Raw genomic sequence first — 17961 nt, forward strand, 5'->3', positions numbered from 1 at the left:
GCGAGGAGGGTGGACGTGTCACACCCAGGAAATTCGCACACCTGGAGGAACGCCGACGGGTGCGGCGATGCCGTCTCAGGCTGGTAGTGACACAACCACCCTGGTTATCAAATACCGACATATCGTGACGAAATGGACAGCAACAAGTTGCTGGGGGAGTTCCTCCGCGCGCGGAGAGAGGTCACCACGCCCGCGCAGGCGGGGCTTGTGGACGGGGGCCCACGCCGGACGCCGGGATTGCGGCGCGAGGAGGTGGCGATGATGGCCCACGTCAGCACGGATTACTACATCCGCCTCGAACAGGGCAGGGAGCGCCACCCGTCCGAGCGCGTGCTCGGGGCCCTCGCCCGGGTGTTCGGCCTGACCCCGGAGGCCACGGCCCACATGCACGCGCTGGCCCATCCCATGCTCCAGCCCCGGCGCCCGGCCGCCCGGCGGGTCAGTGCCGACCTGCGTACGTTGATCGGCGGCTGGCCCGGCACGCCCGCGCTGATCTGCGACGACCTCATGAACATCCTGGCCGTGAACTCCCTCGCCGACGCCCTGTACGGCGGGTTCCAGCACCGCGACAACCTGCTCCGCCTGATCTTCCTGGATCCGGCGGCCCGCGAGTTCTATCCCGAATGGGAGAGGTCCGCCCGGTCCAAGGTCGCCCACCTGCGCCTGGTCGCCGGTTCGCATCTCGACGACCCCCGCCTGACCGGGCTCGTGGGCGAGCTCTCCGTCAAGAGTCCCGACTTCCGGCGGCTGTGGGCCCGCCACGATGTCGCGAACAAGGTGGGCGAGGTCAAGCGCATGCGCCACCGGGAGGTCGGAGAGCTGGAGCTGACCTGTGACGTCTTCTCGGTGAACGGCTCCGACGGCCTCCAGCTCATCACCCTGCTGGCCCAGCCGGGCAGTCCTTCTGAGGAGGCGCTGAAACTGCTGGGCAGCCTCGCCGCTCCCGTGTAGCGGCTCAGCCTCAGCCGGTCTCCCCGCGTCTCAGCCGGTCTCCCTGCTTCAGCCGGTCTCCCCGCGCAGGCGGGCTGCGGCGCGTACCGCGGCCCGGCGGATGCCCGCGTACCCGGTGCAGCGGCACAGGTTGGCGGCGAGGACCTCGTCGAGCCGCTGCTCGTCCCTGTCCAGTTCCGGCTCCTCGGCCAGCGCGCCGGCGAGCAGCATGAGGAAGCCGGGCGTGCAGAAGCCGCACTGCAGCGCGTGCTCGGCGGCGAACGCCTCCTGCAGGGGATGCAGCCGGTCGCCGTCGGCCAGCCCCTCGACGGTGCGGATGCCGGCACCCTGCGCCTGGACGGCCAGGGCGAGGCAGGAACGGATGGCGGTGCCGTCGATCAGCACCGTGCACGAGCCGCACACCCCGTGCTCGCACCCCAGCGTGGTCCCGGTGAGCCCGAGCCGGTCGCGCAGCACGTCGGCCAGGGTGGTCCGGGGCTCGACGTCGAGCCGGTGGGTCCGGCCGTTGACCGTGAGCTCGACGTTCATGGGGTGCCGGCCTGCTGAACGGCCCGGGTGAGGCAGCGCCGTACCAGGGTGGCGAGCGCGTGCCTGCGGTAGGCGGCCGGCGCGTGCGGCTCGTCGGGCGGGTCCGCCTCGGCGGCGGCCCGCGACGCGGTCTCCGCCAGCAGTTCGGGCTCCGGGAGTTCGCCCGCGACGAGGCGCTCGGCATCGACAGCGCGGAGCGGCACGTCCGCCGCGTTCGCCAGGCCGATCCGTACCCAGTCGACGCGGCCACCGGCCAGCCGCAGCATGATCAGGGCGGCGGCCAGGGCGAAGCTGCCGTGGGTGCGGCGGAGCTCGGCGAACGCCGCCGTCGCCCCGGCGGGCGGGCGCGGCAGCCGGACGCCGGTGACCAGCTCCTCCGGCAGGCAGGCTGTGGTGAACGGCCCTCGGAACCACGAGTCCGCGGGCACCGTACGCCGTCCCGCCGGGCCTTCCACCTCGATTCCCGCGCCCATGGCGATGGCCAGCGCGCACCACTCCGACGCCGGATGCGCCCACGCCAGGCTGCCCGCGAACGTGCCGCGCGCGCGGATGGGCGGGTGGGCGACGTACGGCGCGACCTGGCGGAACAGCTCGGCCAGCGGGTCGTCGAACCGGGCGCGCTCCAGCTGGGCATGCCGGACCAGCGCGCCGACGTGGACGGAGCCGTCCTCGACCGTGACCTCCGACAGTCCGGGGATGCGGTTGACGTCCACCACCAGAGCCGGGCGCGCGGTCCGGTAGCGCAGCTCGATGAGCAGGCTCTGGCCGCCGGCCAGCACCCGGCTCTCCGCCCCGCGCTCGGCCAGCACGGCCACCGCCTCCGGCACGGAGGCAGGCGCGACGTAGTCGAATTGTGCCGGTTTCATGTCCCCCATCCCGGGAATCCGATATCGACGTTGGTACCGAAAGCGGGGGTGTCCAAACATTGCGGTACATCGGGATGCCGCTCGCGCGGCGTGAGGATCGCGACCTGGTCACCGGCCAGGCACGCAGGGTCGCCGATCTGGAGCTCCCCGGCACGCTCGAGCTAGCCTTCACCCGTAGCCCGGTTCCGCACGCGCTGATCCGCGGGGTCGACGTCGCGGCCGCGCTCAAGGAGGAGGGGGTGGCGGGCGCGTGGTCCGCCGGCGACCTGCCGTACCTCGCCGCCCATGACATGCCGGGCGAGGACGGCGTGCCGTCGTGGCCGCTGCTCGCCACCGGCCGCGTCCGCTACCCGGGCGAGGCGCTCGCCGTGGTCGCCGCCGGTACGCGCGCCCAAGCCGAGGACGGCGCCGAAGCCGTCCGCCTGAACCTCGAACCACTGCCCTTCACCCTCGCCCCCGGTGCCGGCCGTGACGATGTGGCGGTCGAGCGCACTTTCGGCGCGCCGGCCGACGACGTGTTCGCGAGCGCCCCGGTCGTGGTCGAGGCCGCCTACCGCGAGCAGCTCCTGCTCCCCACGTCCCTGGAGCCGAGGGCCGTACTGGTCGACCCGGGGCGCGACGGCCGCCTCACCGTGTACGCCTCGCACCAGGCCCAGCACCGGCTGCGCGACTCGCTCGCGGCGGCGCTCGGCCTCGACAGCGACCGGATCCGGGTGATCGTCCCGGCCACCGGCGGCGCGTTCGGCGCCAAGAGCCAGACCTGCCCGGAGTACGTGGTCGCTGCCCTGCTGGCCATACACCTGCGCCGGCCGCTCCGCTGGTGCGAGGACCGCGCCGAGGCCATGCTGGCCGGCCCGCGCGGTCGCGGCCAGACCCAGCGGGTACGGCTGGCGGCCGACGAGGACGGCGCCTTCCTCGCGTACGAACTCCTGATAGACGCCGACATCGGCGCGTACCCGCACACAGGCGCCTTCGTCCCCATGATGACCGGGGCCATGAGCACCGGCGCGTACCGCACCCCACGGGTGCACACCCGGGTGCGTTGCGTGCTCACCAACACCGCCCCGACCACCTCCTACCGCGGCGCGGGCCGCCCGGAGGCCGCCTACGCCCTCGAACGCACCGTGGACCGGCTGGCCCACCGGCTCGGCATGGACCCGGCCGAGCTGCGCCGCCGCAACTTCATCCGCCCCGGCCAGTACCCGTACCTGACGCCGACCGGTCGCACCTACGACTCTGGCGACTACGCCGCCGCGCTCGACAAGGCCCTCGCCGCCGTCGGCTACGACGAGGTCCGCGCCGAGCAGGCCCGCCGCCGCGAGGAGGGCGAGCCGCCGATCGGCGTGGGCATCGCCACGTACGTCGAACGCTCGGGCGGCCCGCCGGACAGCGACGAGTTCGGCAGCGTGCAGGCCTGCCCGGACGGCACGTTCATCGCCCGCGTCGGCTCGACCTCGACCGGGCAGGGGCACTTCACCGCGTTCGCGCAGGTAGTGGCCTCGGTCCTGGACGTGGACGTCGACCGGGTCCGCGTCGTCGAGGGCGACACCGGCGAGGTGCCCTACGGCTTCGCCACGTTCGGCAGCCGCTCCATGCAGGTGGGCGGGGCGGCGCTGTGGCGCGCCGCCGAGTCCCTCGTCGCCACGGCCCGCCGCCGCTGCGCGGAGCTCCTCGGGGTGGGGGAGGAGGAGGTCTCGTACGCGGCGGGCCGCCTGGTGGTGGGAGGCGACACGTGCGCCCGCCGCCAGGTGGACGAGGAGCCTGTCCCCGGGGCGCCGGGACCGGAGGCGGAGGACGTCGCGGCCGGCTTCGAGGCGGAGGCCTTTGTGGCCGGCTTCGAGGGGGAGGCCTTCGCGCTCAGCCCAGGAGCGGAAGCCTTTACGGCCGGTGTCGCGGCGGGGCCGCTGCCGGGGCTGCCCATCGGCGAACTGGTCGCCCGCACCGGCCCCCTACGTGCCGACGAGATCGTCGCCCCACCGCAGGCCTTCCCGTACGGCGCGCACGTCGCCGTCGTGGAGGTGGACCCGGACCTCGGCACCGTACACGTGCACCAGCTGGTGGCGGTCGACGACTACGGCGTGGTCGTCAACCCCATGATCGTCAGCGGCCAGAGCCACGGCTCGATCGCCCAGGGCCTCGGCCAGGCCCTGTACGAGCAGGCGGTCATAGGCGAGAACGGCCTGCCGTACGCCACGACGCTCCTGGACTACCTCCTCCCGACCGCCGCCGACATGCCCCCGATCACCCTCCTGCAGACCACCACCCCCAACCCCAACACACCTCTGGGCGCCAAGGGCGCAGGCGAGGCCGGCTGCATCGGCATCCCACCCGCCATCGTGAACGCCGTCTGCGACGCCCTCGACGTGGACCACATCGACATGCCCTTGACCCCGGCGGCCGTATGGGCAGCCAGTAGGTGAGCCGAAGCCACCCACCCGTTGCCCATCTGGGTGGTGGGCCTGCTGACACCCGCCCCGAACAAAGGGGCTTCGCCGCAGGAGCGCTCCGCGCTCGTGGCTCAGGCGCTTTTCATTAAGGCGCGCCTCCGGCGCGACGACGCCTCCGGCGTCCAATCGGAGCCCGCCCGTTGACTGGTTACCGGCTTGGCCTGCGGAGCCCACCCCGGACCGGGATGCCTTTCGGGCATCCATCGAGCGAGAGCATGCCACTTTGTAGATGAGGCAAGTTCTTCGCCAGTATTTATGTCGAACTTGCAAGGTAGCGATAATCCATCAAAGCCTTCCAGATCGAGCGTTCGCGATGGTGTTTACCGTGGCACCATCACTGCTGGCCGCGGCGCCGAGCGCGGCACCAGCGGCGGTGCCGCAAATCCTGCCAATTGTGCCGTGGCAATGTTATTTCTGCGTCTGGCCCGGCGGAGTGTTTGCCTGCTGAGCAGGGTGCTCATCTTTGGACCCCTGCGGTGATTGCTCCACTTGTTTCGGTGGTTCCAGGGTTTGGCCAGGCGGAGTATGCTGCCGCCTCGGTTCCGGAGACGCACTGGGTGACGGCGATGGTATTTCGCTGGTGGCGGATTTCGTTGTCTTGGGAGCATCAACGGCCGCGGTTTCTCGCTTTTGTCGCGCCGGAGTTATGGGGGCCGCAGCGGGCGGTGTGGCGCGGCTTGGCCGTGCGGTGGGGGTCCTACGTGGGGCACCAGCGGTGGGGCCGGTGGCCGGGTGCGCGTGTGGCGTCGGTCTGACCGGTGTGGCGGTGGCGTGGGCGGCCAGGGCCGCCGGGGATGGCGTGGTGGTGTCGCCTTTGGGGGCGGGCACTTCGTCCAGGGTGGGGGAGCCGGCGGGGATGCCGATCAGGAGGGCGGCGAGGACGAGCTGGAGGAAGCCGGCCAGCACGGTGGCGATTCGGATCGCCTGTCCACGGCTGCGCCGCTGCACCGTCATCGTCTCGCGAGGCTGGGTCGTCACCGTGCGGGTGTTCCGGCCGCGGGCATGGGTTGTCCTCCTGGGGGTGCGGGGTGGGCAGCGGCAAACCTTTTCGATCTACACATAGATGGTCACACCGGTCAAGAGCCCACGAGGAACCGCTGGCCCGCACCGGCCTTCGTGGTGTCGAGGGGGCTTGCTGTGCCTCAGTGATTGCTGTGAGTTTTCTGGGAGTCGCTCATGCCTCAGCCGGCGGTCGGGCCGAGGTGACCTGCTGTGTTTACCGACAGTGACCTTGACCGTCGGTAGGTGAAGTCGTCGGCCCGAACGTCGACAAGCCCGACCCCGTCGACCCCACCGCCAAGGAGGAGTACAACCCCTACCGCTTCAACGCCAAGCGCTGGGACAACTCCACCGGCATGTACGACATGGGGTTCCGCGACTACAACCCGGGCCTCAACCGATTCCTCAACCTCGACACCTACAACGGCGCCCTCGACGACCTAAGCCTCGGCCTCGACCCCTGGACCCGCGACCGGCTCCCCGAGCGGGAATCGCTAACCCGGATGATCAAAGATTGGGAGGCGGGCAGGCATCAGCCCAAGGATCCGTACCGGGTGCTCTACTGCCGGGTCTTCGGGATGGAGGAAACCGAGCTGTTCGGTACGAACCCTGATCGTGTCATCCGTGACGCCTCATCTGGCGATGACGAGATCGGGGCGTTGGAATTGGCCCGCCGGGTGGCTGCCAGCGATGTCGGAGCCGAGACGCTTGAGCGATTGGAGGCGGCCGTCGACGACCTCGCGATGGCATATCCGGTGACTCCACCAGCGGAACTGCTTGGACGCATACGCCGGCACCTGTCGTATGTCTCCCGGCTTTTCGATGCGAAGAAGACGCTCCACGAGCATCGGCGCCTTCTCACGGTGGGTGGCTGGCTTTCACTTCTTGCCTCCACCTGCCATATCGATCTGCGCCAGTTCCCGGCCGCCACAACGTGGCTGCAGACGGCCTCCCAACTGGCCGACCATGCTGGGCATTCCGAGATCGCGGCATGGTGCCTGGAGACCGAGGCATGGCAGGCGGTCACCACCGGCGACTACCGCCATGCGCTGACCCTGGCGCAGGGGGCTCAGAGGATCGCACCGCGCGGTAGTTCTGTCTACATCCAGGCGACCGCGCAGGAAGGTCGGATATGGGCACGGTTCGGTGCCGGGCCGGAAACCCGTGACGCGCTGCACCGGGTTGACCGCCTGGTGGACCCCTTGCAGATGCCCACCCATCCAGAGCACCACTACCGGTACGACCCCTCCAAGAGAGACGCCTACGTCGCCACGACGCTTTCCTGGCTCGGAGATCCGGCCGCCGAGCGGTACGCCCGGCAGGTGCTGGCCCGCCTGGAGTCCGCCGCGGAGGGGTTGGCCCGGCCGCGAAGGACGGTCACGGCGCGCCTTGATCTCGCTCTATCCCTGCTCGCTGCCGATCAGCCGGACGAGGCGGGACAGGTCACACTCGCCGCCCTGACGAGTGAGTCTCTGGTTCCGTCCCACCACTGGAGAGCGCGTGAAGTGATCAACGCCATCGAAGAACGTCACATCCCCGAAGCAAGAGAGCTTCGTGAGGCGTACCGGGAGCTGCGGAGCCCTCATTAGGCGCCGGTCCCGCCCTGCTCGCGTTCGCGTCAGTCCATCCGATTCAGGGCGACCCCCCGGCCTGGGGCCAGTCGAATGCGCGCAGGGGCACGGGACGATCATGAGTAGTCGTCTTCGTCGTACTGCTCCAGGTGGAGCAGGGTACGGATCTTTCCCACCGCCGGTTTCCCGTCGTGGCGGGCGGCGTTCAGCACCTCCTGGATGAGCGCGTCGCGGTCACGGGCACGCGCGGCCAGGAGCCAGTGCCGTTGCGCCTTGAGCGATTCGGCCTTGAGCTGCCGCATCGGCCCGCGCAGCGCCCTGGGCCAGGCGGTGTCGGTCAACTGGCCGATCTGCGTCCTGTTCGAGGTGGCGACCTGCGCTGCTCGGCGGCGTAGCACCGCGACAGACTGGCTGCCGTTGATCGCCTGCTCGAGTCGCTCGAGCGCGATGTTGTACGGTCGCACGATGCCCAGATAACGCCGGGCCGCCTGATCGAGGGTCAGCGGCGCCGGGCTCGGCGTCGCCCGCGGCGAAGGAGTTAAGGTCTCCACACGCGGCTCGGGGCTCGCGGCCGTGGCGGACGGGAGCGCGAGCGCGACCGGTGGTGCCGCGTCGACGGGGTCGCTCGAGCACCCGGCGACCATGGTGGCGACCACCAGTGTTCCGGCAAGGATGCGCACAAGTCCGTAATTGATCCACTCAGCCGTCGGCATGTCAAGATGCTGAACCGCCCGCCGGGAGCCGTGCGGCTGCGGATGGGATCGCCCTCGCATCGCACGATGCGAGACTGGGCGACCTGCTCGTGGTTCCTCGACTCCGGACGGCATTCTGGGGTTCCGGTTCTCGGGCAGGCTCCCGGGCTCAGGGTTTCGGGTTCTCGGCGAGGACCTGTGCCAGCGCGTTGGAGGCCTGGCGGATCATCCCCGGGTTGGTGTCCCAGTAGTAGGCCAGCGCGTTCACGGCCTGGGAGAGCGCCCAGCCGCGGCCGCGCAGCCACGACGCGTCGTCGACGCTCAGCTCGGCACGGAAACGCCGGCGGCTCTCGCCCGCGAACACGTTCCACGCCGGCTGGAGGTCGCAGGCGGGGTCGCCCACGTTGAGCCCGCCGAAGTCGATGATCGCCGACAGGCGGCCGTCGACCACGAGCAGGTTGCCTGGCAGCAGGTCGCCGTGCACCCAGACCTCCGGGTCGTCCCACGCGGGCGCGTCGAGCGACTCCTCCCATGAGCGCAGGGCCGCGGCGCCGTCGATGCGGTCGCCGAGCTGGGCGATCGACCGGCGGACGAACTCGTCCCCTTCGGTCAGCGGACCGCCGCGAGCGCCGCGGGGACGCGGATGTGCTCCGGTCTGGTCGACCTTCCGCAGCGCCTTCACGAACGCGGCGAGATCGACGGCCGCCTGCTCCAGGTCCGCGATCGTGCCGTTGGCGTTCGCGCCGGGCAGCCATTCGTACACGGACCATCTGAAGGGATAGCCCTCGGCCGGATCACCCATCGCCAGCTGCACCGGAACGGCCAGCGGCAGGTGCGGTGCCAGTTTCGGCAGCCACCGCGCCTCCTTGGCCGCCTGGTCGGTGGCCCAGGCGATGCGCGGCATGCGCACGGACAGGTGGTCGCCGAGTCGGTAGATGTCGTGGTCTGTGCCGTAGGAGTCGACGGGTTCGATCCGCAGTCCGGCCCACTGCGGGAACTGTCCCGCGAGCAGCCGGCGAACGAGCTCGGTGTCGGTCTGGACCTCGTCGGCGTGCATCTTCGTCCTGCTCATCGCCGCCCATCCTCGACCGGCCGCGCCCGTTACGGCAATTGGTTTTTGGTGGCGGACGCTCCTTGAAGATTGGATACTTAGAGTGTCCGTTCGAACACGAAGGGAAAGATGTCATGGTCGCCATGACGGAAGAGAAGCACCAGACGGAATCCACCTACGCGAAGCTCACGCGTACAGGGATGACCGCTCGTGAGCTGTTCGATGCCCTACCCCCCATCCCGGATCTCCGGGTTGAGGTCATCGAAGGGAAGATGCTTGTGAGTCCTATGGGCAGTCCAGAGCACGCCTGGATGGCCACAGAGCTGCACAACGCCCTCTCGCCGCTGCTAAAGCAGCGAGGATGGCGGGGAGCGATGGGCCTGAACATCTGCGTGGAAGGGCCACGAGACTCTCCCGCGCCGGACTATGTCCTAGCCCCTAGCGACTGCCCCCGGTGGGGCAAATGGGAGCTGTTGGCGTCTGGGGTGGTCATGGTGGCGGAGGTGGTGTCACCCAGCAGCGTCTACACAGACCGCGTGGAGAAGCGACGAACCTACGCGCTGGGCAGAGTGCCCATCTACGTGCTGATCGATCCGATCGCCGACGAGCCGAGCGTGACCGTGTTCAGCGAGATCAAAGATGACGCCTATCAAGTGGCGATCACCGAGCAGATCGGCGCACCGATCATGCTGCCCGCCCCTGTCGACTTCGAGCTGGACACCTCGATCTTCAAGATGTGACCTTCAGGGCGGCCTCCAGGAGGAGGGTGCCCGCGCCGAGCAGCGCCGCGTCCCGCCCCGCCCGCGCCGGGGCGATCTCCAGGTCTCTCGTGGCAAGCGGGAGACAACGTTCCCAGACGGCGGCCCTGATCGAGGTGATCAGCGGTTCCGCCGCCGACAGGCTGCCGCCCACCACCACCACGTCCGGGTTGAAGAAGTTCACCAGGACGGTCAGGACCTCGCCGATGCGGCGGCCGGCCGTGCGGACCAGGCTGGTGGCCTCCGGGATGGCGTCGTCGACCAGGGTGACGATGTCCGCCGGGCGGCTCACCTCGAGGCCGGACTCCTGCAGGGCCGACATCAGGGCGGCGCCGCTCGCGTACGCCTCCAGGCAGTCCGGGTGGCCGCAGGCGCACACGATCGAGGAGTCCGAGCGGACCCGCACGTGGCTGATGTCGCCGGCCGCGCCCCGTCCCCGGTGCAGGTGGCCGTTGACGATGACGCCGCAGCCTATGCCCGTGCCGGCCTTGACGACCATGAGGTTCTCGCTGGCCGGCCACCACCTCGCCTCGCCCGCCGCCATCAGGTTGGCGTCGTTCTCCACGAGGATCGGCAGGTCGTAGCGGGTGGCCAGGTGGTCGGCGACCGGGAAGCCGTTCCAGCCGGGCATGCGGGACGGGGTCACCACGCGCTGGCTGGACGGGTCCACCGGGCCCGGGATGCCGGTGCCGACCCCCCTGAGCGGGACGGAGGAGGGGACGTGGGCGGCCAGCAGCTCGTCGAACGCGTCCGCGATGCGGTCCAGGGTGAGCTGCGGGCCGTCGGCTATCTCGCAGCCGCGTTCCTCGATCACGAGCGGCGTGCCGCTGAGGTCCAGGAGGCCGAGCCGTACGTGGTGGGCGCCCAGATCGGCGACGGCCAGGACGCCGGCGTCCGGGGACAGGCGGAGGCGGCGGGGGCGGCGGCCGCCACGGGAGGTGCCCGAGCCCTCCTCGGCGAGCAGGCCCGCGTCGATGAGCTCCTCCACGCGCAGCGACACGCTGGACGCGGCCAGGCCCGATAAGCGGGCCAGGTCGGCGCGTGACTCGGCCTTGCCGGTGGCGACGAGTCGCAGCAGGTCGCCCTGTGCCCCCTGCACGGGCAGCCGCTGATTCATGTGAGATACCTACCATGTCCGGACTTACGACGACAACGTATTGACTTGCTACGAAATCACCCACTACGGTCCGGCCTATCTTCGAAATCGAAGGAAGTGACCGTTCATGAAGAGACTTGTCGCCGTTGTCGCCGCCTCGGTCTTAGGGCTGGCGGCCTGTGGTGAGTCGAGCAGCCCCGCCGTGCCCGGGGAGCCGTCCCAGAAGGGCGCCGACGTGCTCGCCAAGGCACCCGTCGCGGCGGCGGCCGACATCCTGCCCGGCTCGACCATGGAGAAGATCAAGAAGCGCGGTGAGCTCCTCGTGGGCGGCTCGCTGGACGCGCCTCTGCTCTCCCAGCAGAATCCCGTGACCGGCGAGGTCGAGGGGTTCGATGCGGACATGGGCAAGGCGCTGGCCAAGTACATCCTGGGCGAGCCCAAGGTGAAGATCGTCAACTCCGCGTCGGAGACCAGGGAGGCGCTGCTGGCCAACGGCACCGTGGACGTGGTCTTCCAGACGTACACGATCACGGAGGAGCGGGCGAAGCAGGTGTCGTTCGCGGGCCCGTACTACACCTCGGGGCTCACCATCGCCGTGAAGAAGGGCACTTCGGGCATCGCCAAGCCGGAGGACCTGAACGGCAAGAAGGTCCTGGCGGGCGCGAACACCCCGGCCATCCCCGCGATCAAGAAGCTGGCGCCGCAGGCGGAGATCATCACGTTCGGCAGCGACCCCGAGTGCATGCAGGCGCTCAAGCAGGACCGGGGCGTGGCTTACGTGCAGGACGAGACGCTCCTGATCGCGAACGCCCAGAAGGATCCGTCGATCGAGATCGTCACCAAGCCGTTCACCGTGGACCCGTACGGGATCGGGCTCAAGCACGGTGACGACCAGTTCAAGAAGTTCCTCAACGACTGGCTGAAGAAGACCCAGGATGCCGGTGTCTGGCAGGGGATCTGGAAGAAGTCCATCGGCACCGTTGTGACGGGCGAGGCTCCCCAGCCGCCGCAGATCGGCTCCGTGCCGGGGTCCTGATGTCCGTACTGCTCGATCACCTGCCCGAGCTGTGGCAGGGGCTGATCGTGACGTTCCAGCTCACCGCCGCGTCGTTCGCCGGCGCGGCGGTGCTGGGGGCGCTGGTGTGCGCCCTGCGCGTCAGCCCGGTAAAGGTGCTGCGCGCCATCGGCACGGCGTACGTGGAGGCGTTCCAGAACCTGCCGCTGCTCGTGCTGCTCGTCCTGGCCTTCTTCGGCCTGCCGGAGATCGGCGTCAAGGCCGAGCCGCTGGTCACGGCCATCGTGGTCATCGCCGTGTACGAGGCCGCGTACGTCGGCGAGGCTCTGCGCTCCGGCGTGAACTCGGTGGGCAAGGGGCAGGGCGAGGCGGCGCGGGCGATCGGGCTGACGTTCAGCCAGTCGCTCAGGCACGTCATCCTGCCGCAGGCGCTGCGCACGGTCGTCCAGCCGCTCGGCAACATCTTCATCGCGACCACCATGAACACCGCGCTCGCCGCCGCGGTCGGCGTCGTCGACCTTACGGCCGCCGCCAACCGGGTGAACCTCATCGAGGCGCAGCCCATCCCGATCTTCGTGGGGGCGGGCCTGGCGTACGCGCTGATCGCCTCGGTGGCGGGGTTCGTCACCGGCAGGCTCGAACGCAGGCTGGTGATCCTCCGATGACGGTGCTCTTCGACGAGCCAGGGCCCAAGGCGCGCAGGCGCATCCGCGTCGCGACCGTGCTCGGCACGCTGGCCGCCGTCGCGCTCGTCGCTCTGGCGGTGCGGCAGTTCGCGGCGAACGGGCAGCTCGACGCCGCCCGCTGGCAGCCGTACGCGACCTGGCCCATGTGGCGATATCTCCTGACAGGTCTGTGGTCCACGTTCCTGGCGGCGGTCGTGTCGGCGGCGCTGTCCATGGCGTTCGGCCTGCTCCTGGCACTCGGACGGCTCTCGGACCGGCGGTGGTTGCGCCTCCCGGCCGCCGCCTACGTCGAGGTGGTCAGGGTCATCCCGGCGCTGCTGCTGGTGTACGTGGTGCTGTTCGCGCTGCCGCGCTACGGCCTGGACCTGCCGCTGTTCTGGAAGTTGTGCGTGCCGCTGACGGCGTCGAACGCGGCCGCCTTCGCCGAGATCTTCCGCGCCGGCATCAACTCCGTCGAACGCGGCCAGACCGAGGCGGGCCTGGCCGTGGGGCTCACCCGGTTCCAGACGATGCGCCTCATCGTGCTGCCCCAGGCGATCCGCCGCGTGCTGCCGTCGATCGTCAGCCAGTCCGTCGGCCTGCTCAAGGACACCTCGCTGGGATTCGTCGTCAGCTACGGCGAGCTGCTCTACAGCGGCAAGGTCCTGGCCGCCTACAACGGCCTGCTCATCCAGACGTACCTCGTCGTCGCGCTGGTCTACCTGGTGGTCAACGCGTCGCTGTCCAAGCTGGCCCGCACGCTGGAGGCCCGCCAGTCAGCATCACTGAGAAGGAGAGCCGCACGTGCCTGACTACGCCGCGCTAGCCGAGGTCATCCGCTCCGGCTTCGTGGAGAGTGTCCATTACGGCAGCGCCGTCGGCCTGGACCCGTCCGGGCGTGCCGAGGTGAGGCTCGGGAAGGTGGATGCGCCGGTGCTGCCGCGCTCGTCCGCCAAGCCGTTCCAGGCGCTGGCCTGCCTCACCGCGGGCGCGGCCCTGGCCGGGCCGCGGCTGGCCATCGCGGCGGGCAGCCACACCGGCGAGGACTTCCACGTGCGGCTGGTGCAGGAGATCCTCGAGGACTACGGCCTGGACTTCGGCGCGCTGGCCTGCCCGCCGTCGTGGCCCGAGGACAGCCCCACCATGTACGGGCTCATCCGGCAGGGCGCGGAGCCCTCCCGCGAGCGCATGAACTGCTCGGGCAAGCACGCCGCCATGCTCGCCGCCGCCGTGGCCAACGGCTGGGACGTGCCCTCGTACCTGTCGGCCGACCATCCCCTGCAGCTCCAGGTGCGTTCGGTCACCGAGGAACTGGCGGGGGAGAAGGCCGCTCACGTGGCGGTGGACGGCTGCGGCGCGCCCTTGTTCGGCCTGTCGCTGACCGGACTGGCCCGGGCCGTTCAAGGCCTGGTCCTGGCCGCGCCGGGCACCGCACCACGCCAGGTCGCCGACGCGATGCGCGCGCAACCCGAGTACGTGGGCGGGACCGGCCACCAGAACACCGAGCTGATGCGAGCCCTCCCCGGCGCCCTGGCGAAGGGAGGCGCCGAGGGGGTGCTGGTGGTGGCCATGGAGTCGGGCCACTCGGTCGCGGTGAAGGTCATCGACGGCAGCCCCCGCGCCACCACGGCCATCGCGCTGGCGGTGCTCCGCCGCATGGGCTGCGACGTCGCGCCGGCAGCGGCCTTCGAACGGGTGGACGTGCTGGGCGGCGGCGTCCCGGTGGGCCGGATCGTCGCGAAGCCTGCGTGATCCCGCCGGTCCGCGCTGGCCGGCCTGATCCGGTCGGTCAGAGTGGGCCGCCGCAGCCTTCCATGAGGCCCTTAGCCGGGTTCTGGCCGTTCTTCTTGACGGCCGACTTCTTCGGCGAGGGCGAAGACGAGGGCGACGGCGAGGGCGAGGCGGTGGCGGATGGCGAGAGTGACGGGCTCGCGGAGGCGGCGACCGGGGAGCTCCCACGAGCCGAGTCGCGCATCGCCTTGTCGGCGATGACGCGGATCTTCTCCCAGTCGGGATAGCCGGTGCTGATCAGCGGGGGCACGAACTGCACGCTCGTCACCTTGGCGTTCTTGACCTTCAGCGCCAGCGGCACCAGGTTCTTGAGCATCGACCGCGGGATGTCGGTCCTGATCAGCTCCTTGGTGGCCAGCGCGATCCGGTTGAACCTGGACAGCACCGTCGCCGGGTCCGCCTGGTCGAGCAGCGCGCCGAGCACGCAGCGCTGGCGGCGCATCCGGGTGTAGTCGTCGCTGTAGGTGCGCGAGCGGGCGTACCACATCGCGTCGGCGCCCTTGAGCTTGCGCGTGCCGGCCTTGACCAGGCCCTCGTTGTACTTGCCGAACACCACGTCCTGCTCGACGGTGATCGTGATGCCGCCGATGGCGTCGATGAGCCGGGCGAACCCCCACATGTTGACCAGGGCGTACCAGTCGACCTTGACCCCGAGGGTGTAGCCGATCGTGTCCATCAGCACCTTGGCGCCCTGGTGCTGCTTGCCGCCGAAGATCTCCGGGTGCGCGTCGGCGTACTCCCAGACGCTGTTGAGCAGGTCGCTGCGCCCGCCGCCGGGGTCGGTCGGGAGCCGGAAGCCGTTGGGGAACTGCTGCGCCATCGGGGTGCCAGGGCGGAAGCGTACGTTCTCCAGGTTGCGCGGCAGGCTGAACAGCACGGTGTTGCCGGTGTTCACATCGACGCTGGCCAGGTTCATGCTGTCGGTACGCACGCCGATCCTGTGGTCGTCGGCGTCGCCGCCGAGCAGCAGGATGTTGACCCGCTGCCGCCCCGCCCACGGGTCCTCCGGCTTCTCCGCCGCCGCGGCGGACGGCGAGTCGGACGGCGTCTCCTGGAAGATGTCGTTGAGCGTCTGCCGCGAGGTCCACACGGCCTGCGACAGCCAGCCGAACGGGAACACCACCACGACGGCGAGCAGCCCGGCCAGCGTGCCGCTGAGGATCTGCCCGGACTGCGGCAGCCGCCCTGGCCGCAGCACGACGAACGAGTGCACGATCAGGGCGAACCACGCCACCCCCAGCACGGCGGCGCCCACCAGGATCGCCGTCAGCCAGGAGTTCTCGGTCAGCGAGCCGATCAGGTTGTCGGTGGTCAGCGCCAGCGCGAGCAGCGCCAGCAGCCCGGCGACGTAGCAGGAGAGCAGGACCAGGCCGGTCTTGCGCCAACCGGCACGCAGATGAGCGGCCCCGGGCGCCAGTGCCGCCAGCACCAGCCAGCCGAGGACCGCTCCTGCACTCGCCGGTTCCTTCGCCTGCCGCACGCCTTCCCCGTTTCCCCGAGCTCCACCACATAGGCCCGATCGAGGCCGTTACCAGCGCTAGGCGAGGCCCACCTCAGGCATCAATAGAGGCGGCAGCCTATGCACCAAATACGAAATATGTCTTTATCGGAGGATGAACATCAGTAGCCGAACAGTGATCTCCGAGATCGCCACCGTCACATTGAACCGTCCGGAGCGGCTGAACGCCGTCACCTTTGCAATGCGCGGGCAGTTGATCGAGTCGCTTGACCTCGCCGACGCCGACGATGTCTAACATGTGCCCCTATGGTGTCTAGCATGTACGAGATCACCGTGCTGCCCATGCCGGACGACTTCGAGGGCGAGGTCGTCGCGACGCTGGTCTCCAGGAAGGTCGGATCCCGCAGGGCGGTGCTCTACCTGCACGGGTTCACCGACTACTTCTTCCAGGACCATCTGGCCGATCACTACTTCCAGCGCGGCATCGACTTCTACGCGCTCGACCTGCGAAAGTACGGGCGCTCTTTGCTGCCGCACCAGACCAGGGGCCTGATCAGGAGCGTCACCGACTACTTCCCCGAGATCGACGAGGCCGTCCGTCTGATCCGGCAGGACCACGACGAGCTGACGATCAACGCCCACTCCACCGGCGGCCTCGTCGCCTCCCTGTGGGCCGACCGGGTCCGCGGCCGGGGGCTGGTGCAGGGGCTGGCGCTCAACAGCCCGTTCTTCGACCTGAACGTGCCCGCCCCGCTGCGCCTGGCCGCCGACCTGCTCAAGACGCCGCTGTCGTACACGATGAGGGCGCTCCCGCTGGGCATCAGCACCGTCTACGGGCAGACGCTGCACCGCAGCGAGGGCGGCGAGTGGGACTACGACCTGACGCTCAAGCCGCTGGAGGGCTTCTCCGTGCACGCCATGTGGCTGGCCGCCATCCGCAGGGCGCAGCGGCGGCTGCACGCGGGGCTCGCGGTGGACGTGCCGGTGCTCGTGCTCGCCTCCGCCAACGGGCTCCGGGTACGCGACTTCGTGCCGGAGGCCCGCTCCGCCGACGTCGTGCTCGATCCGCAGCACATCGCCCGCTGGTCCACCGCGCTGGGTCCGCACGTCACGTGCGTGCGCATCCCGGACGGCATCCACGATCTCGTGCTGTCGGCGGAGCCGGTGCGCAAGCAGGTGTTCGCCGAGCTGGACCGCTGGATGAACGCGTATCTTGGTCCGCGTTCGGCGGACCAAGACAGGTAGCGGAGTCTGCCCCCGTGGCTCTCCGTGAGGAGTTCGGCCCAGGACGGGCCGAGCATGGCGTGGGCTGAGCCCGCCATCGCATCCAGTCCGTCGGCGCGGGTGCGGCCGGAGGCGTCTAGAGCCTTGTGTAGACGGCGTCTTCCTCGAGCGTGCGGCCCAGTCCAGGAAGCTCAACGGATTCTCAACATATCCTCAACACCTGTAGACCTACATTTCCAGTCATGAGATCCGTAGGCGCAAGAGCCTCAGCTCTGGCTACCGGGTGCCAAGAAGGGCGCCAAGTTCCACGGCTACTGCTGGGGCAACAAGCCCGTCTGGAACTGGACCGAAGCCTGGAACCTGAGCGGCGGGGGACACAGGTACATCTGGCACACCGGGCTCAAGGCCGAAGATCAGGCCTACCGGCGCACCGTCGACTGGCTCAGGTGCTGCGGCCGGCCAGTGGCGAGTGCGTCACAGCCATCAGGGATTGATCGCGTTCGTACGGGAGGCAATTGATGAGAGCGACCATGCCAGATCCACGGCCTATTCAGGTCGAGAACGTCGCCGAACTTCGCGGCGATCTCGGCAGTCGAACCGACCGATGCGTTCTGCTGAATGGAGGATTCGTGTGAATCGGCCCAGGTGCGTACTTGCGGCAATGGCGGCTGTCGGCCTTCTCACCTCCTGCGGAGGAGGTGCGGGAAGCGATGACTCGGGAGGGTCGCACGGACCCCGGACCGGCACGGGGAAGCCGTCCTCGTCCGCCTCCCCTGAGCGTGTCGCACCGAAAACCCAGCTGTCGGTGCCCAGCCTCTATGACACCTCCCGCGGCTGGGAGTCAGATC

General features: G+C 69.8%; 14 protein-coding genes and 1 pseudogene. 9 read left to right on the forward strand and 6 right to left on the reverse strand.

Annotation, left to right across the window (positions count from 1 at the left end):
- Positions 1–132 precede the first annotated feature (132 nt).
- The gene (locus ACIBVN_RS05945; protein ID WP_397133132.1) at positions 133–951 is read left to right on the forward strand and encodes a helix-turn-helix transcriptional regulator; all 819 of its coding nucleotides are present in this window, start codon (positions 133–135) and stop codon (positions 949–951) included.
- Positions 952–999: 48 nt separating this feature from the next.
- Here ACIBVN_RS05945 and ACIBVN_RS05950 read toward each other — a convergent pair whose 3' ends face one another.
- Both ACIBVN_RS05950 and ACIBVN_RS05955 read right to left on the reverse strand, forming a co-directional pair.
- The gene (locus tag ACIBVN_RS05950) at positions 1000–1479 is read right to left on the reverse strand and encodes a (2Fe-2S)-binding protein (RefSeq protein WP_397133134.1); all 480 of its coding nucleotides are present in this window, start codon (positions 1477–1479) and stop codon (positions 1000–1002) included.
- The gene (locus ACIBVN_RS05955) at positions 1476–2345 is read right to left on the reverse strand and encodes an FAD binding domain-containing protein (protein WP_397133136.1); all 870 of its coding nucleotides are present in this window, start codon (positions 2343–2345) and stop codon (positions 1476–1478) included. The genes ACIBVN_RS05950 and ACIBVN_RS05955 overlap by 4 nt, the downstream gene beginning before the upstream one ends.
- 59 nt (positions 2346–2404) lie before the next feature.
- Here ACIBVN_RS05955 and ACIBVN_RS05960 point away from each other — a divergent pair, with 59 nt between their 5' ends.
- The gene (locus tag ACIBVN_RS05960) at positions 2405–4765 is read left to right on the forward strand and encodes a xanthine dehydrogenase family protein molybdopterin-binding subunit (protein WP_397133138.1); all 2361 of its coding nucleotides are present in this window, start codon (positions 2405–2407) and stop codon (positions 4763–4765) included.
- 1340 nt (positions 4766–6105) lie between these two features.
- A pseudogene (locus ACIBVN_RS05965) lies at positions 6106–7380 on the forward strand (hypothetical protein); the annotation flags it as partial.
- A 98-nt stretch (positions 7381–7478) separates the two neighbouring features.
- Here the strand turns inward: ACIBVN_RS05965 and ACIBVN_RS05970 are convergent.
- Together ACIBVN_RS05970 and ACIBVN_RS05975 are read right to left on the reverse strand one after the other, a co-directional pair.
- Complete coding sequence (locus ACIBVN_RS05970; RefSeq protein WP_397133140.1) at positions 7479–8075, reverse strand: hypothetical protein; 597 nt, start codon at positions 8073–8075, stop codon at positions 7479–7481.
- A 148-nt stretch (positions 8076–8223) separates the two neighbouring features.
- A complete protein-coding gene (locus tag ACIBVN_RS05975) occupies positions 8224–9126 on the reverse strand; it encodes an aminoglycoside phosphotransferase family protein (RefSeq protein WP_397133142.1) in 903 nt (300 codons plus the stop codon).
- A gap of 122 nt (positions 9127–9248) precedes the next feature.
- Between ACIBVN_RS05975 and ACIBVN_RS05980 the strand changes: the two genes are divergently transcribed.
- Positions 9249–9845, forward strand: a complete 597-nt coding sequence (locus tag ACIBVN_RS05980; RefSeq protein WP_397133144.1) for a Uma2 family endonuclease — start codon at positions 9249–9251, stop codon at positions 9843–9845.
- Here ACIBVN_RS05980 and ACIBVN_RS05985 read toward each other — a convergent pair.
- Positions 9835–10980: an ROK family transcriptional regulator gene (locus ACIBVN_RS05985; protein ID WP_397133146.1), complete on the reverse strand. Its 1146-nt coding sequence runs from the start codon at positions 10978–10980 to the stop codon at positions 9835–9837. The two genes, ACIBVN_RS05980 and ACIBVN_RS05985, sit on opposite strands and share 11 nt — an antisense overlap.
- A gap of 106 nt (positions 10981–11086) precedes the next feature.
- Here ACIBVN_RS05985 and ACIBVN_RS05990 point away from each other — a divergent pair, with 106 nt between their 5' ends.
- The 4 genes from ACIBVN_RS05990 to ACIBVN_RS06005 are packed head-to-tail and all read left to right on the forward strand — an operon-like array spanning position 11087 to position 14391.
- Entirely contained in the window at positions 11087–11995 is a 909-nt protein-coding gene (locus ACIBVN_RS05990; protein ID WP_397133148.1) for a glutamate ABC transporter substrate-binding protein, read from the forward strand.
- On the forward strand, positions 11995–12639 hold the full coding sequence (locus tag ACIBVN_RS05995; protein ID WP_397133150.1) for an amino acid ABC transporter permease: 645 nt from the start codon (positions 11995–11997) through the stop codon (positions 12637–12639). Before ACIBVN_RS05990 ends, ACIBVN_RS05995 begins: the two co-directional genes overlap by 1 nt.
- A complete protein-coding gene (locus ACIBVN_RS06000) occupies positions 12636–13451 on the forward strand; it encodes an amino acid ABC transporter permease (protein WP_349453211.1) in 816 nt (271 codons plus the stop codon). The genes ACIBVN_RS05995 and ACIBVN_RS06000 overlap by 4 nt, the downstream gene beginning before the upstream one ends.
- Positions 13444–14391: an asparaginase gene (locus ACIBVN_RS06005; RefSeq protein WP_397133152.1), complete on the forward strand. Its 948-nt coding sequence runs from the start codon at positions 13444–13446 to the stop codon at positions 14389–14391. Before ACIBVN_RS06000 ends, ACIBVN_RS06005 begins: the two co-directional genes overlap by 8 nt.
- 37 nt (positions 14392–14428) lie before the next feature.
- On the opposite strand, the gene ACIBVN_RS06010 is transcribed toward ACIBVN_RS06005, so the two are convergent.
- Positions 14429–15910 (reverse strand): LCP family protein, encoded by a 1482-nt coding sequence (locus ACIBVN_RS06010; protein WP_397133154.1) that lies wholly within the window; start codon positions 15908–15910, stop codon positions 14429–14431.
- A gap of 297 nt (positions 15911–16207) precedes the next feature.
- On the opposite strand from ACIBVN_RS06010, the gene ACIBVN_RS06015 reads away from it, so the two are divergent.
- Complete coding sequence (locus ACIBVN_RS06015) at positions 16208–17134, forward strand: alpha/beta hydrolase (protein WP_397133156.1); 927 nt, start codon at positions 16208–16210, stop codon at positions 17132–17134.
- Positions 17135–17961 lie beyond the last annotated feature (827 nt).

The sequence above is a fragment of the Nonomuraea sp. NPDC049400 genome, from assembly GCF_044466425.1.
Lineage (GTDB): Bacteria > Actinomycetota > Actinomycetes > Streptosporangiales > Streptosporangiaceae > Nonomuraea.